The organism is Micromonospora reichwaldensis (genome assembly GCF_031845925.1).
GTDB classification, from domain to species: Bacteria; Actinomycetota; Actinomycetes; order Mycobacteriales; family Micromonosporaceae; genus Micromonospora; species Micromonospora reichwaldensis.
In genome coordinates this window covers 118,950-133,550 of record NZ_JAVRFL010000004.1, presented here as the reverse complement: position 1 = coordinate 133,550, position 14,601 = coordinate 118,950, and the positions used below count along the sequence as shown (strand labels likewise).

The 14,601-nt window shown below is 74.0% G+C and carries 13 protein-coding genes; 2 read left to right on the top strand and 11 right to left on the bottom strand.

Annotated elements, in window-relative coordinates; genetic code table 11:
• Positions 1-4: 4 nt before the first annotated feature.
• The 10 genes from RM555_RS04390 to eccCa all read right to left on the bottom strand — a co-directional run bounded on the left by RM555_RS04390 (position 5) and on the right by eccCa (position 10,083).
• Positions 5-1,330 (bottom strand): WXG100 family type VII secretion target, encoded by a 1,326-nt coding sequence (locus RM555_RS04390; RefSeq protein WP_311410557.1) that lies wholly within the window; start codon positions 1,328-1,330, stop codon positions 5-7.
• Between the two features lie 16 nt (positions 1,331-1,346).
• Positions 1,347-1,928, bottom strand: coding sequence for a hypothetical protein (locus RM555_RS04385; RefSeq protein ID WP_311410556.1), 582 nt, complete (start codon positions 1,926-1,928; stop codon positions 1,347-1,349).
• A gap of 33 nt (positions 1,929-1,961) precedes the next feature.
• Positions 1,962-3,377 (bottom strand): S8 family serine peptidase, encoded by a 1,416-nt coding sequence (locus RM555_RS04380; RefSeq protein WP_311410555.1) that lies wholly within the window; start codon positions 3,375-3,377, stop codon positions 1,962-1,964.
• Between the two features lie 82 nt (positions 3,378-3,459).
• Positions 3,460-3,738 carry a WXG100 family type VII secretion target gene (locus RM555_RS04375; protein WP_101413905.1) on the bottom strand — a complete coding sequence of 93 codons (279 nt, stop codon included), beginning with the start codon at positions 3,736-3,738 and terminating at the stop codon, positions 3,460-3,462.
• A gap of 28 nt (positions 3,739-3,766) precedes the next feature.
• Entirely contained in the window at positions 3,767-4,075 is a 309-nt protein-coding gene (locus RM555_RS04370; RefSeq protein ID WP_089002280.1) for a WXG100 family type VII secretion target, read from the bottom strand.
• 167 nt (positions 4,076-4,242) lie between these two features.
• On the bottom strand, positions 4,243-4,491 hold the full coding sequence (locus RM555_RS04365) for a hypothetical protein (RefSeq protein WP_311410554.1): 249 nt from the start codon (positions 4,489-4,491) through the stop codon (positions 4,243-4,245).
• A 40-nt stretch (positions 4,492-4,531) separates the two neighbouring features.
• The gene (locus RM555_RS04360; RefSeq protein ID WP_311410553.1) at positions 4,532-5,260 is read right to left on the bottom strand and encodes a hypothetical protein; all 729 of its coding nucleotides are present in this window, start codon (positions 5,258-5,260) and stop codon (positions 4,532-4,534) included.
• A gap of 31 nt (positions 5,261-5,291) precedes the next feature.
• Entirely contained in the window at positions 5,292-5,585 is a 294-nt protein-coding gene (locus tag RM555_RS04355) for a hypothetical protein (RefSeq protein ID WP_121396953.1), read from the bottom strand.
• 16 nt (positions 5,586-5,601) lie between these two features.
• Positions 5,602-6,024 (bottom strand): YbaB/EbfC family nucleoid-associated protein, encoded by a 423-nt coding sequence (locus tag RM555_RS04350; RefSeq protein WP_311410552.1) that lies wholly within the window; start codon positions 6,022-6,024, stop codon positions 5,602-5,604.
• Positions 6,025-6,120: 96 nt separating this feature from the next.
• Entirely contained in the window at positions 6,121-10,083 is a 3,963-nt protein-coding gene (gene eccCa, locus RM555_RS04345; protein WP_311410551.1) for a type VII secretion protein EccCa, read from the bottom strand.
• A 168-nt stretch (positions 10,084-10,251) separates the two neighbouring features.
• On the opposite strand from eccCa, the gene eccD reads away from it, so the two are divergent.
• Positions 10,252-11,649 carry a type VII secretion integral membrane protein EccD gene (gene eccD, locus RM555_RS04340; RefSeq protein ID WP_311410550.1) on the top strand — a complete coding sequence of 466 codons (1,398 nt, stop codon included), beginning with the start codon at positions 10,252-10,254 and terminating at the stop codon, positions 11,647-11,649.
• Between the two features lie 23 nt (positions 11,650-11,672).
• Here eccD and RM555_RS04335 read toward each other — a convergent pair whose 3' ends face one another.
• Complete coding sequence (locus RM555_RS04335) at positions 11,673-12,854, bottom strand: type VII secretion protein EccE (protein ID WP_311410549.1); 1,182 nt, start codon at positions 12,852-12,854, stop codon at positions 11,673-11,675.
• 151 nt (positions 12,855-13,005) lie between these two features.
• On the opposite strand from RM555_RS04335, the gene eccB reads away from it, so the two are divergent.
• Positions 13,006-14,547 (top strand): type VII secretion protein EccB, encoded by a 1,542-nt coding sequence (gene eccB / locus RM555_RS04330; RefSeq protein WP_311410548.1) that lies wholly within the window; start codon positions 13,006-13,008, stop codon positions 14,545-14,547.
• The last annotated feature ends 54 nt before the right edge of the window (positions 14,548-14,601 follow it).

The following is a 14,601-nucleotide window of genomic DNA, read 5'->3' as shown; positions in this document are numbered from 1 at the left end:
TCCGTCAGCGCAGGATGCCCGGCGTACCGCCGCCGTCCGCGCCCCAGACGTCCTCGTCCTCCTCCAGCCAGGTGTTGCGAGGGGTCTCCTCCTCGCCGTAGCCGGCACCCATGCCGGCCATGCCACCGACGCCCCGCGCGCCCGCACCGACGCCCTTGGCGCCCACGCCGGCGGCACCCGCGCGCCCGCCGCCACGGCCGGCCCCACCGGCCGCACCGCCCATCATCGGGCCCATGCCACCCGCACCGAGCTTGCCGCCGGCGCCGAGCTTGCCACCGGCGCCCCGGCCGCCACCGCGATTGGCGCCGGCCGCGCCGCCGCCCATCATCGGGCCCATGTTGGGGCTGACCGGCCGGCCGAGCGAGCCGCCGCCCGGGATGACGCCCCCGCCGCCCAGCCCGCCACCGCCACCGCCGCCGAGCCCGGTGGTGCCGGGCAGGCTGCCGCCACCGCCACCGCCGCCGAGCGCGGGAACCGTCGGGGCGCCGGCACCGGCCAGGCCGCTGCCGTAGTCGTCGGCGAGGCTGCCCGTGCTCGGGTCGTAGCCACCGCTGGGGTCGTAACCACCGCTCGGGTCGTAGCCGCCGGTGGTCAGGCCGGGATGCGCGGTGGAGCCGATCCCGGTGGTCCCGGTCTCGGGTACGCCGGCCCCGCTGAGCGACGGCATGCCACCGCCCGGCATGCCACCGGTCGAGGGCATCCCGCCCATGCTGGGCGCGCCGCCGGTGCTGCCGGCACCGGGGCCGCCGCCGAGGTCCGGGGTCTGCACGTCCGGCGACTGGGTGGTGCCCGGCGTGGTCTGGCCGGGCGTGCCCGAGTCGATGGTCACGTATTCGCCGCTGACCTGGTTGTAGACCTTGGCCGCCTCGTCGGACTTGTCGTTGAGCCAGTCCGCGAGCGAGGTGAGCGGGTCGAGCAGGCCCAGGAAGTCGGGCTTGACCTTCATCTCGAAGAGGCCCGTGTCGATCACGATGCGGCCGTTGCGCGCCTCCAGCACGTCGTTGACGCAGCTCGCGGGGATGGGGAACTCGGCCTGCGCGGCGCTCAGCTTGTCGGCGGCGGTCTTCAGCGACTGGACGATGCCGTTGTGCTTCTCGGCGTCGTCGACGACCCGGCCCGTGTCCGTGGCGATCTGCTTGATGTGGGTCTTGAAGGACTCGTACGCCGGGCCCTTCCACACCTCACCGAGATCGGCGACGTTCGTCTCCAGGCTCTCCTTGACGGAGTTCAGGTTCTTCAGCAGCTGCTCCCAGCCCAGGGCGGCGCTGGTGACGTCGCCCGGCCTGCCCGCGACGACGATCTGCTGGCACATCTCTTCCCAGCTCGGCATCCTGTCACCCTCCCGATCAGCCGTTGGATCCGTTGGTGGCGGCTTGGCTGAAGGCGCGCTCCATCTCGGCGGCGGACATGGCGTTCGCCTTCTCCGCCGTCTCGTAGTTCTCCTTGACCTCGCGCAGCGCGTTGGCGGCCTGGTAGAGGTCCTCGGCGAGCTTGCGGACGCTCTGCTGCGTGGTGGTGAAGAGGCTGCCGTGCTTGCGGGCCAGGTCGCCCGCCCGGTCGAAGGCGCCGAGCGGGCTCGTCGCCCCGCCCCCCACGCCGTTCATGCCGCCCGACGCCGCCGCGCCGCCCATCCGGTCCTGGATCTCGACCATCGTGTACGACTGCTTGTTGAGAAACGAGGCGTGCGACTCCAACCACTCGATGGCCTTGTCCAGGCTGGACGCGTCCCACTCCGTGTTGTCGCCGCTCTCGCCCGACCCCGGCACCAGGCCGGAGGGGGTCTGCGCCCGGTTGACGTTGTCCATCGTGATGCCGCTGACGTGCACGGTGGGTGCCAGCGGGGTGATGGGCATGTACGGGGTGTCCACCCGGATCTCGTCCGGCTGGTCCGTCCTGTCCACCTGTGGGCTCGTCCGGTCGTCCGTCATCGGTTCCTCCCCGTCGCCGACTGACAATGTGGCTTACTGCTGGTGTCCGCCGGGGGTCGGCGGAGGTGGTGCCGGCGGCGCACCGTACGGGTGGGTTCCGCCGGTGGGCGTCGGGCCGTACCCGGGCGGGGGTCCCGCCTGGGGCGGTGCGGGCGTGCCCGGTGCCCCGCCGGGCGGCGGATAGCCCGGCGGTGGATAACCGGGCGGTGGATAGCCGGGCGGCGGGTATCCGGGCGGGCCGGGCCGGGCGACGGCCGCCTTCCGGCGGGACCGGCGCACCAGCACGATCACGAGGATCAGCAACGCGACGGGCACGAGCAGGCAGAGCGCCCCCTGCACCAGTGCGCCGGTGTCCTTCTTCATGCTGATCGACACCGCCGGCCCGTCGTCCTTCCGCGGTGTGGCCGCCCCCGCGGGCGGGGCGGCGCCGTCCGGGTCGCCGGCGAGCAGCGGGTGCGCGTCCACCGCCGGCACCGATCGCGTCAGCGCGGCGAGCGGATCGACCGCGCCGAAGCCGTGCTGGCTGTCGCGGCCGGCCGGGCCCAGGTCGCGGGCGGTGCGGATCAGCCGGTTGACCACGTTGGCCGCGTCGAGGTCCGGGTACTTGGCGCGGACCAGCGCCGCCACCCCGGAGGTGATGGCGGCGGCGTCGCTCGTGCCGCTGCCGATGCCGTAGCCGTTGGACGACACGGACGCGGACCGGGGAGAGATGATCTCCTGCATCGGCGCGGCGAGCACGGCCTCGCGACCGGTGGCGCTCTGCGCGAAGAACTCGCCGTTCTTCGCCAGCCCGGTCACCGCGATGACGCCGGGGATGTTGGCGGGGCTGGTGACGACGCGGTCGTTCTGCAGCCGGTTGCCGGCCGAGGCGATCAGCACGACGTCCTTGTCCAGGGCGTAGCGGACGGCGGCGATCTCGTCGGGTGTCGCCGCCGTGCCCGTCCCGACGGACATGTTGATCACGTCGGCGCCGGCGTCGGCCGCCCAGCGGATGCCCTTCGAGAGGTCTGCCGAATCGAAGGAGTCACCCATCGCGACGGGCAGGATCTTCGCCTCGGGGGCGATGCCCAGGTGCCGCATCGCGCCACCGCCCCGGGACGCGATGATCCCGGCCATCGCCGAACCGTGGGCCTTCCTGGCGTCGTCGTCGCGGCGACCGTCGGCCGCCGTCCCGGAACCGATGCCCTTGCCCGGCAGGATCTGCCCGCGCAGGTCCGGCAGGTTGGGGTTGACCCCGGTGTCGATGACCGCGACGGTCACGCCCCTGCCCTTGGTGAGCTTGTGTGCCTGCGGGATCTTCAGGGTGTCGAGGTACCACTGGAGGCCGCGCACCGTGTCGGCGCGGGCCGGGGCCGGCGCGGCCAGTGGACCGGAACCGGCGCCGACGACCACCGTCAGCGCCGCGACGGCCAGCCGGAGCTTGGACCGCGAAGGCTTGCCCGCACGCATGATTCTCCCAGGACCTATCGGCGCACAACGCGACGCGGCTCCGGCCCGGTCGAACCGGACCGGAGCCGCGTCGGCGACTGTGTCAGTTCCACGCCTTGGCGTTGCTCATCTCGGTGCTGACGTAGTTCTCGCGGGCGATGCCCACGGCGCCACCGATGTCGTTCAGGATCTTGTTGATGTCCCGGACGGCGGCGTCCCACTGCGCCTGGTGCTGCTCGTAGGCGGCACGGTCCTCGCCGTCCCACTGGAGCTTCGACAGCATCGAACGCAGCGTGTCCAGCTTCTCGTCGATGGTCTTCGAGATGGCCATCATCTGCTGGTTGCTGCTCTCGAGGACCGCGTAGTCGACCTTGATGCTCATGAGTTCCTCCTCTGCTCGTCTCGGCGGATCACGGGTTGAGTGCAGAGTGGAACTTGTCCAGCATCTGCTGCTGCTCTTCGTCGTTGACCTGGTGCGTCGTACCCGACTTGTCGAGCAGGTCGGCGATGTTGTCCATCGCCGTCAGCAGCTTGCCCGTGTCCTCGTTCCAGCGCTGCATGAGCGACTGGAAGCCGGTGGACGCCTGCCCCTTCCAGGCGATGGCCAGGTCGTCGACCACGTTCCACAGCTTCTTCAGCTCGCCGTCGACATCGCTGCGCGTGGAGCGCACGTCACCCGCGGCGGTATGCAGAGTCGCTGCTTCGACCTCGAACGCCATGCTTCACACCCTTCCGTCTTCTTGTGGCGGCGCAGTCGCCGCGTCCTCCCCCGCCGCAAGGCAATCACCCCACCGACGGACACTCAGCCAAGACCGTAGCGGACGGTGTCCTGCCCCGCAGCCCTGCCCCGAGTGGTCGTCCGACCGCCGCCGGAGCGGCCCCTGACCTAGGCGGAACGGGAGTACGAGCGCACGTGCAGCACCACTCCGACCACGAAGAGGAGGGCGAGCATCGATACGAGCACCCACTGCACCGCGTCGTCGGCGAGGGTGCCGAGGGCCAGCGCGAATGCCGCCACCCCGCTGAGCAGGACGAGTTCCATCGCCCTACGGGCCAGGCGCGACCGGGTGAGCTGCGCGACCAGCCCCAGGACGATGAAGACCGGGATGGTCGCCAGCGCGTATCCGAACAACATGCTCTGCCACACGGTGGCACCCACCTCTCGGCCCGGCCGCTCAGGCCCGGTAGAAGCCCGGGTCCTGCACCCAGTCGATCTGGATGTCCTGGATGTCGGGGTCGGCGTCGCCGGTCGCCCAGCCCGGACGGGAGTCCGAGACGAAGTTGTACTGGCTGTTACCGCGGAACGCCGACGCCACCGTGGAGAACAGCGCGCCGATGTCCGTGAAGATGAGCCCGAGGATCGCCGCGGTGGCGGTGAGGCCGGCCACCCCGATCGCCTGCGCCAGCGGCGCGGTCGCGGGGAACGCCTGGAGGGCCACGGCCGCGATGACCGCGATGAGGATCGGCACCAGCGCGCCGACCAGGGCGTCGATCGAGGCGTTGAAGTGGTCGCGGACGGCGGTCAGCGCCTCCTTGTTGGCGTTGAGCGCCTCCGCGAGCGCCCCGATCTCGGCGTTCAGCTTCTGCACGAAGGCGTCGAACGCGTCCCGGTCGTCGAAGTCCCACTCCTCGCTGGACGGGATCACGCTCTCCAGCGCCGCGCCGAACTGGTCGCCGCCCAGGAAGCGGGCCGCGTCGCCCCACTCCTTGATGGACTGGTTGACCTCGTCGTTGTCGAACGTCTCGAGGTGGATGATGGCGGCGGTCAGGAAGGCGGCGCCGACGAGCCACACCCAGTTGGCCCGGGCCGCCCCGGCCAGCGAGCGGACCGGCGCGGTCTGCGCGGCGACGCTGTGCGTCCCCACCACCGAGCCCGAGGAATTCGCGATCAGGATCTCCGGCATCGAGCCCTCCCTGCGTCCCGCACCCGCGAGGTCACTTGACCACCCAGGGCTGGTCCGACTTCTCCCAGTTGAGCGCGCTCTGTTCGAGGTTGGCGGCGGCCCGCTCCAGGTGCTCGACGCCGGTGCGCAGGTTGTCGAGGTGACCGTCGACGGCATCGTTGTGCGCGCTGACGGCGGACAGGCCGAGCAACGTCATGGACATGCCCGACAGCTTGACGCCCTCCAGCGCCCGCTGCGCGTTGCGCAGGTAGGCCATCGGGCCGTCGGCGGCCGCGAGCTTCTGCCCGGCCTTGCGGATGGCGTCGACGTCGACGACGTTGGCCACGGACCCTCTCCTCTCGTCAGCCGCGCAGCCGGCGCAGCGGGTCGTTGAGATCCACCCCGAACTGCTGGAACCACTCCTCGGGGGTGACCTTGCCCGCCTCGGCCCGCCGGACCAGGTCGGCACCGCCGAGCATCTCCTCCAGCAGCTCGCGCTGCCGCTCGGCGTGCGCGTCGTAGGCGGCGTCGATGGCGGCCTGGAGCGACTCGGCCAGGCTGAAGCTGTCCAGCCGCATCGCCCGGGCGTCGATCTCGATGTCGCCGACCTTCATGTCGCCGTCGACGGTGACCTGGACCAGGCCGTCCGGGCTCTCTCCGACGACCCGCAGCTCGGCGCGCTGCCGCTGGAAGTCCGCGAGCCGGCGCTGCTGCTCCTGCGCCTGACGCAGGATGCCCTCCAGGCCGGCCCCGCCCATCCCGCCGGGCGTCCACGATGTGCTCAAAACGGTCCTCTCGTCGGCTGCGACGCTCGTGCCGCAGGCTACCGGATGCCGTCACACCGGGGCGGTCCCGCCGACCGCCGCATCGGTGGGCGGACCTCAGGCCGGCTCCGACCAGGCCGTCTGGATGAGCTGCTGGCCGTCGCGGCGGCGCACCAGGGTGCCCCGGCCGGGCGGTTGCGGGCTCGGCCGCAGCGTGCCGAAGACCGCGCCCTCCTCCCGGTTGCCGGACATCAGCAGGCCGGGCTGGTCCAGCTCCCGCAGGCGTTGCAGGACCGGCTCGTAGAGCGCCCGGGCCACACCACCCGCGCGCCGGGTGACGATCAGGTGCAGGCCGATGTCGCGGGCCTGAGGCAGCAGCTCGTGCAGCGCGCTGAGCGGATTGTTCCCGCCCGAGGCGACCAGGTCGTAGTCGTCGACCAGGATGTAGAGGTCCGGCCCCTTCCACCAGCTGCGGTCGCGCAGCTGCGCGGTGGTGACGTCCGGGCCGGGCAGCCGGTTGGACAGCGCGCTGCGGATCGAGGCGAGCCCCTGCGCGAACACCTGGTTCGACGGCGCGTAGTCGAGCAGGTGGTCCCCCTCCACCGCGCCGAGCAGCCCGCGCCGGTAGTCGGCGATGACCAGCCGGGCCTGCGCCGGCGTGTACCGCTCCGTGATGCCCCGCGCGATCAGCCGCAGCAGGTTGGTCTTGCCGCACTCGGCGTCGCCGAAGACCGTCAGGTGCGGCTCGTTGGCGAGGTCGAGGTAGACCGGGGCCAGCGCCGACTCGTTGACGCCGATCGGCAGGCCCGGCGCCGAGCGGTCCACGACCCTGGCCAGCTCGCTGAGGGGCAGCCGGCGCGGCAGCAGCCGTACCTTCGGCGCCGGCTGGCCCTTCCATGCCTCCGCGACGTGCCGGGACAGGGCGATGGACGCCTCGGTCAGGTCGTCGATGTCGCGCCGGCCGTCGATCCGGGAGATCGCGGTCAGGAAGTGCAGCTTGTCGCGGGTCAGGCCGCGGCCGGGCGAGCCGGTCGGCACGTTCGCCGCCGCCCGCCGGTCGATCTCCGACTCGTTGGCGTCACCGAGACGCAGCTCCAGCTTCGTGCCGAGCAGATCCCGCATGTTGATCCGGATCTCCGCCCACCGCACGGCGGTCAGCACCACGTGCACGCCGAAGCCCAGGCCACGGTTGGCCAGCGTGGTGATCGTCTGCTCCAGCTCCTCGTACTCCTGGCGCAGGGTGTTCCAGCCGTCGACGACGAGGAAGACGTCGCCGAACGGGTCGTCGGCGAACTCCCCGGCCGCCCGGCGGCGGCGGTAGCTCGCCACCGAGTCGATGCCGTGCTGGGCGAACCGGTTCTCCCGCTCGTCCAGGACGGCCACCACCTCGGCCACCGTACGGCGTACCGCCTCGGTGTCCCGCCGCCCGGCCACGCCGGCCGTGTGCGGCAGCCCGTCCAGGCTGCGCAGCGCGCCGCCGCCGAAGTCCAGGCAGAAGAACTGCACCTCGCGCGGCGTGTGGGTGAGCGCGAGCGAGGCGAGCATGGAGCGCAGCATCGTGCTCTTGCCGCTGAGCGAGGCGCCGACGATCACCACGTTGCCGCCCGCGCCGGCCAGGTCCACGAGCATCGGGTCACGGCGCTGCTCGTACGGCCGGTCCACGATGCCCACCGGAGCGGCCAGCCGCCCGCGACCACGCCACGAGGCGGTGCAGAGGCCGTACCTGGGGTCGACGCTCAGCGGCGGCAGCAGCTCGCCCAGGCCCGGCGGCTCCGCCAGCGGCGGCAGCCAGACCTGGTGCGCCGGGCGGCCCCGCCCCTTCAGCCGGTCGATCAGCACGTCCAGCATCGCCACGGCCTTGCCGTCGGCGGGCTGCTCCGGCTCGGGCGCGTCCGGCACCGGCAGGGTCGGGTTCTGCACCGGTACGAAGTCCACCCCGTACCGGACGATCCGGCGCTGCACCAGCGCCCGCGACGACGCGGCGGCCTGCCCCGGGGCCCGGTACGGCCCGGACACGTACGCGGCCCGGAACCGCAGCATGGTGCTGGTGTCGGTCTTCAGGTAGCCGTGGCCGGGGGCGTTGGGCAGCTCGTACGCGTCCGGCACGCCGAGCACGATCCGGCTCTCCACCGCCGAGAAGGTACGCAGACCGATCCGGTACGACAGGTGGGTGTCGAGGCCGCGCAGCTTGCCCTCCTCCAGCCGCTGGCTGGCCAGCAGCAGGTGCACGCCGAGCGACCGGCCCAGCCGGCCGATCATCACGAAGAGGTCGATGAAGTCGGGCTTCGCGGCGAGCAGCTCGCTGAACTCGTCGCAGATGATGAGCAGGCTGGGCATCGGGTCCAGCGGCTCGCCGGCCGCGCGGGCCTTCTCGTAGTCGTAGCGGGAGACGTAGTTGCCGGCGGCCCGCAGCACCTCCTGGCGGCGGGTCATCTCGCCGGCCAGCGCGTCCTTCATGCGGTCGACCAGCGGCAGCTCGTCGGCCAGGTTGGTGATCACGGCGCTGGTGTGCGGCAGCGCGTCCAGCGAGGCGAAGGTGGCGCCGCCCTTGAAGTCGACCAGGACGAAGTTGAGCTCCTCGGAGGAGTGCGTCACCGCCAGCGCGCCGACGATCGTACGCAGCAGCTCGCTCTTGCCGGAGCCGGTCGCGCCGATGATCAGGCCGTGCGGGCCCATGCCCTCGTGCGCGGACTCCTTGAAGTCCAGCTCGACCACGTTGCCGTCCGGCCCGACGCCGAGCGGGATGCGCAGCCGGTCGCGGTGGCTGCGCGGGCGCCAGGTCTGCTGCACGTCGACCGCGGCGGCGTCGCCGACGCCGAGCAGGTCCGGCAGCTCCATGCTCTTCGCCAGCGGCTCCTCCGACGTGGTCTGCTGCTGCGACAGCCGGAAGGGGGCGATCTGCCGGGCCAGCCCCTCGGCGGCGGACTCGGTGAGCCGGTCCGGCCGGCCGAGGCGCGACGAGGAGGTGCCGCGGACCAGTTCGAGGGAGCTGCCGTCGCCCACGTCGAGGCAGAGCAGCCAGCGGCCGGCGTCCCGGGGCACGGTGCCGGACAGGTCGATCACGGTGGCGCCGAGCAGCCCCGGACCCATGAGCTGGCAGGCCGCCGAGACCTCGCCGCCGTCGATCACCACGACCAGGTGCGGCGCGGTGGTCAGCGGCTTCGCCTCGGGGGCGAAGCGGGGCCGGCCGGCCAGCTCGCCGGCGAGCGCCTCCTCGGCCTCGGCGAGGCTCGCGAAGACCATCCGGCGGGCGCCCGCCGCGTCGGTCCGGGCGCTGTGGTGGTTGTGCGGCAGCCACTTCACCCAGTCCCAGGACGGCTGCCGGTCGGGCGCGGCGACGATCGCGACGACCATGTCGTCCGGGGCGTGGAAGGTGGCGAGCTGGCCGAGCGCGGCCCGCGTCAGGTCGAGCACCGGCTCCCGGTCGCCGCGCAGCACCACCCGGCTGAACGCCCGTACGGAGAGCGCGGTCGGCAGGTCCGGCACGCTCGAGTGGGCGCGGACGAAGCGCCGCAGCGCGATGGCGCTCATCGGCTCCAGGTCCTCGACCGGCTTGGTCTCCGGCGGGACGATCTCCACGGCCAGGCGCTGCGGGCCGGTGGCGATCCGGGTCTCGCCGAAGTCGTCCTCGGTGATCCGCCGCTCCCACAGCCGGCGGGAGGCGGCGATCGACCAGAGCGCGTCCGGCTCCGGGTGCCGCCAGGCCATCGCCGCCCGCTGCTGCTCGGCGGCGCGCCGGGTGCGCTTGCGCATCTGGGCCAGGTAGCGCATGTAGTCGCGCCGGTCGGCGTTGAGTTCGGCCTTGTCGTTGTTGCCGTTGCTCAGCGACCCGAGCGCCATGCCCAGCATCGAGACACCGAAGAGGCCGCCGGCGATGTACGTCATCGTGCCGCCGCCCCGGCCGGCGTAGAGGAACGCCATGGCGCCCACGCCGCAGACCATCGGCAGGATCATCAGCAGCTGCCCCATCCCGCGCGGGGTGGGCTCGGGCAGCTCCGGAGGCGACTCCAGCAGCACCTCGCCCCGCGGCAGCGCAGGCCCCGGCTGACGCGGGAGCCGGCGGAACACCACCGTGCTCACGGCTGTCTCCTCCCCAGAAGCGGCCCTGATGAAGTTCGGCGAGCGACCGGAGTCGTCGGGTGGGCATCGTACGTGCCCGCCATCGTAGGTAATCTCCCGTGGGCGTCAGGAACCCGTGCGTCGGCGCCGCCGGCCAGGGGTGATCGTAGAGAGCGCGAGGAGGCCACTGTGGCGACGAAGACGGCGACCGGCGGCCTGAGCCGGATCACCATCGTGGCGCCCCGCACCCGGATGGACCTCGCGCTGCCGTCGGACGTACCGCTCGCCGACCTGCTGCCGACCCTGCTCCGTTACGCGGGTGAGGACCTGGCCGACGAGGGGGTGCGGCACGGCGGCTGGAGCCTGGCCCGGCTGGGCGGCCAGCCGTTGGACGGCGGCCGGACCGCGACGCAGCTCGGCATCCGCGACGGCGAGGTGCTCTACTTCAACCCCCGGTCGGCCACCGCGCCGGAGATCGTCTTCGACGACGTGGTCGACGCCGTCGCCACCGCCACCAACCAGCGCCCGGGCGCCTGGCAGGTCGGCACCACCCGTTCCTTCGCGGTGCTCTTCGCCGCCGCGGCGCTCGGCGCCGGCGCGCTGGCGGCGCTGTTCACCGGGCCGCCGCACCTGCCGGGCGCGCTGGCCGCGCTGGTCGTCGCGGTCGCCCTGGTGGTCTCCGCGGCCGTGTTGTCCCGGGCCGCCGCCGACAGCGCGACCGGGTCGGTGCTGGGGGTCGTCGGCCTGGCGTACGCGGGCGTCGGCGGCCTGCTGCTGCTCGCCGGCGACCGCCCGCTGACCGGGCTGGGCGCCCCGCACGTGCTCCTCGGCGCCACGGCGGTGGTGCTCTGCGCGGCGGTGGCCGCGCTGGCCGTCGGCGACCGGCTTCCGCTCTTCTTCGGCGCGGTCGCGGTCGGCGCGGGCACCGGCCTCGGCGCACTGGTCAGCCTGGCCTTCGACACCGACGCGCCGGCTGCGGCGGCCGTCGTCGCCGCGGTCGCGTTCGGCGCGGTGCCGGCGCTGCCGATGGCGGCGTACCGGCTGGCCCGGCTGCCGGTGCCGTCCATCCCGACCGGCCCCGACGACCTGAAGAGCGACACCGAGTCGGTGGACGGCCGGCAGGTCCTCCAGCTCAGCGAGCGGGCCGACGGGTTCCTGACGGGCCTGCTCTGGACGGTGTCGCTGCTGGTGCTCGGCGCCCAGGTCGTGCTCGCGCTGCACGGCAGCCTGCCGGCGGTACTGCTCTGCCTGGTGCTGGCCCTGCTGTCGCTGCTGCGGGCCCGGCCGTTCCTGGGCCGCGCCCAGCGCACCCCGGTGCTGCTCGCCGGCACGGCCGGGCTCGGCCTGACCGCCGCCGCCACCTTCGGCAACGGCTCGACGGCGGTACGCCTCGGCCTGATCCTCGGCGGCCTGGTGCTCGCGGCCGTGGTGAGCCTGATCTACGGGCTCACCGTGGCCGGCAAGCGGATCTCCCCGGTCTGGGGCCGGCTGCTCGACATCGTGGAGATCATGCTGATCATCGCGCTGGTCCCGCTGGCCTTCTGGGTCGTCGGCCTCTACGGCTGGATCGTCAACCTCCGCCCCTGACCCGCGCTCGGCGTCCCCGGTTGTCAGTCGGTCGGGTGCAGGGTCGTGATCGTGGTGCCGGCCGGGGCGGTGGCGTAGACGCCGGGGCCGTGCTGGCCGTCCACGGGGCGGGCCGGGGCGCCGGACCGGCGGGCCACCTCCCGTACCGCCTCGACCAGCGCCTCCACGTGGTCGTCGAGCGCCGCCACCCGGAGCATCGGCGGGGCGACGCGCCCGCCCGGCTGCACCACGACGGCCAGGGTGTGCGAGGGGGCGGACGTCGCCGTCACCGCGTCCACCAGCGGACCGAACGGCGCGTCGGCCCGGGGCCGCAGGACCAGGCAACGCTGGGTCCAGCCGCCGCCGCGCAGCCCCGTCCAGGTCTCCGCCGGCGGCGTCGGCGCCAGGTCCAGCCCGGCCGCCGAGACGACCGCCGCGCGCAGCTCGTCGCGGCTGAGGGGGCGGTGGTCGAGCCCGGCCGCGGTCAGCGCCTTGCCCAGCCGGCCGATGCCGGCGGAGAGCGTGCGGTGCACGCCGGGCATGCCGCCGCCCCGGCTGACGGTCTCGACGCGGGCGTCCCGCACGGAGAGCCGCAGCGCCAGCCAGACCGTCCGGTGGGCCGCGGGTGGCGCTCCCGGCGCCGGGTACCAGACGAGGGTGTGCGAGACGACCTGGGCGCGGGTGACCGGGCCGGTGAAGTCGGCGAGCACGCGCAGTGCCCGGTCCAGCACCGACGCCTCGACCGATCCGGCGGGCGCCCCGGCGTGGCCCTGCAACGCCACCGCCGCGAACCAGCCCTGCGCGTCCTGCCCGATGCCGAGGCGGGTGCCGCGGTCCGTGAGCTCGGTCACAGTCAGCTCCGGGGCCAGGGGCGCCAGCCTGGGGTCGGCCCCGCCGCCCGCCGCGAGGGTGCTCCTGGCCGCCTCCCGACGCCGCCGCAGCCGCCGGCGCAGCAGCAGGTCCTCGTACCACCAGCGGCCACCCCGGCGGGCGAAGACCGCGCCCACCACCGCCAGCGACAGCACCCCGACGGTGGCGGCCAGCCCGACCGGCCCGCCCAGCGCCGCCCAGACGGCCAGGGCGCAGAGTTCCAGCACCACGAGCTGCCCCACGGCCACGGGCCCGATCCGACCACGGTCGCGCCGGTCGGCCGGGACGACCGGCCGCTGGGCGACGCCGGACGGCTGCGGTGCCGGACGACCGGGTGGCGCCTGAACCTGCGTCATCGCTGACAGTCCCTTTCTGGACGGCGGAGCGTCCGCCGGATCGGGTCGGGCGCTGGTCCCGGTGACCCGTCGACGGCCCCTTATCGTAGGGAAGCCCGCGACACCGACTCGGACCTGCTCGTCGCGGACCCACCCCCGCCGGAGGTAAGTCATGCGGACCCGCCGCGACCAGGTGCAGGCGTACCGCTTCGTCACCCGCCGGATCGTCTCGGCGCTGCTGTCGGGCGACCCGGAGACCAGCAACCTGCCGATGCGGCGGCTCGGCATGGCGGTCTTCGGCAGCGTCATCGCCGCGGCCGTGGTGCTCGGTGGCGTCGGCGCGTACGGGCAGTTCACCGGCAACACGGCGCCGCTGGAGCCGAACACCCTGGTGATCGAGCGGGAGACCGGGGCGACGTACGTCTTCGTCGACGGGCAGCTGCACCCCACCCTCAACTACGCCTCGGCCCGACTGATCATCAACGAGCCGGCCCCGCAGGTCCGCACGATGTCCCAGGCCTCGATCCGGGACCGGCCCCGGGGTCGTACGGTCGGCATCGTCGGCGCTCCCGACGCGCTGCCGGACCGCAAGTCCCTGACGGGCCTGCCCTGGTCCGTCTGCGACGTCCCGGACCCGGCCGATCCCCGCCGCTCCGGCACCCGGGTGGTGATCGACCGCCCGCTGCCCGGTGGTGCGCCGCTCGGCGACCGGGCCGTGCTGGTGGAGGCCGACGGCCAGCGGCACCTGCTCACCGGCGACCGGCGGTTGCAGGTGACGGGCGGCGACTCCGCGCTCGCCGCGCTGCGGATGGCCAACGCGCCCCGCCTGCCCGTGGGGCAGCAGCTGCTCAACGCCGTGCCGGCCGGGCCGGTCATGCGGCAGCCGACGATCGCCGGCGAGGACGAGGCCAGCACCCTGACCGAGCGCCCGGCCAAGGTCGGTCAGGTCTTCCGGGCGGCGGGCCAGCACTACGTGCTCACCCGCGAGGGTCTCTCCGCGATCGGCGAGATCAGCGCGCTGCTGCTGCTGCGCGACGGCGGCCAGGTCACCGACATCACCCCGGCGCAGGCCGGCAAGCTGCTGACCGACCAGCGGGCGGAGGAGGCCGGGATGCCGCAGGCCCTGCCCGCGCTGCACCCGGTCACCGCGGGCCGGACGGCGGTCTGCGCGACCTACCGGGCGGGCACCGACGGCGGGCCGCCCACCACCACGCTGGAGGTCTTCGACCGGGTGCCGGCGGAGCTGGCCGCGCCCGGCGGGGTGCCCGTGCGGCAGAGCGCGCGCGACGGCGTGCGTACCGCCGAGGGCGTGCTGCTGCCCGGCGGCAAGGGCGTGCTCGTGCAGGCCACGCCCGGGTCCGGCGAGAGCGGTGCGGCCGCCCCCGGCGCCACCGTCCATCTGATCAGCGCCCAGGGCGTCCGCTACCCGCTCGGCGTCGGCGCCATGTCGGCGCTCGGCTACGAGGGGGTCACCCCGCTGGCCGTACCCGCGTCGCTGCTGGCCCTCGTGCCCACGGGGCCGACACTCTCGCGGGACGACGCGCTCGCCCACTTCGCGCCCGGCCCCGCGGCCCAGGCGCCCGGCCCGGCGAAGCCGGCGGACAGCCCCGCTCCGGCGAGATCCGGCGCGTCGGCGACGCCCTCCGACGAGCCCGCGTCCGACGCCCCGGTCTCGCCCGGCGCGTCGTCCCCCGGTCCGGGGACGGACGGCTGAGTACGCACCGGTGGATCGACGCCGGTAGCGGGTCGCCCGCGTCGCACCGGTCGA

What these genes read in the sequence shown, in the direction of transcription:
- RM555_RS04390 (WP_311410557.1), bottom strand. Translation starts at nt 1,330, where the DNA reads ATGCCGAGCTGGGAAGAGATGTGCCAGCAGATCGTCGTCGCGGGCAGG.
- RM555_RS04385 (WP_311410556.1), bottom strand. Translation starts at nt 1,928, where the DNA reads ATGACGGACGACCGGACGAGCCCACAGGTGGACAGGACGGACCAGCCG.
- RM555_RS04380 (WP_311410555.1), bottom strand. Translation starts at nt 3,377, where the DNA reads ATGCGTGCGGGCAAGCCTTCGCGGTCCAAGCTCCGGCTGGCCGTCGCG.
- RM555_RS04375 (WP_101413905.1), bottom strand. Translation starts at nt 3,738, where the DNA reads ATGAGCATCAAGGTCGACTACGCGGTCCTCGAGAGCAGCAACCAGCAG.
- RM555_RS04370 (WP_089002280.1), bottom strand. Translation starts at nt 4,075, where the DNA reads ATGGCGTTCGAGGTCGAAGCAGCGACTCTGCATACCGCCGCGGGTGAC.
- RM555_RS04365 (WP_311410554.1), bottom strand. Translation starts at nt 4,491, where the DNA reads ATGTTGTTCGGATACGCGCTGGCGACCATCCCGGTCTTCATCGTCCTG.
- RM555_RS04360 (WP_311410553.1), bottom strand. Translation starts at nt 5,260, where the DNA reads ATGCCGGAGATCCTGATCGCGAATTCCTCGGGCTCGGTGGTGGGGACG.
- RM555_RS04335 (WP_311410549.1), bottom strand. Translation starts at nt 12,854, where the DNA reads ATGACGCAGGTTCAGGCGCCACCCGGTCGTCCGGCACCGCAGCCGTCC.
- eccB (WP_311410548.1), top strand. Translation starts at nt 13,006, where the DNA reads ATGCGGACCCGCCGCGACCAGGTGCAGGCGTACCGCTTCGTCACCCGC.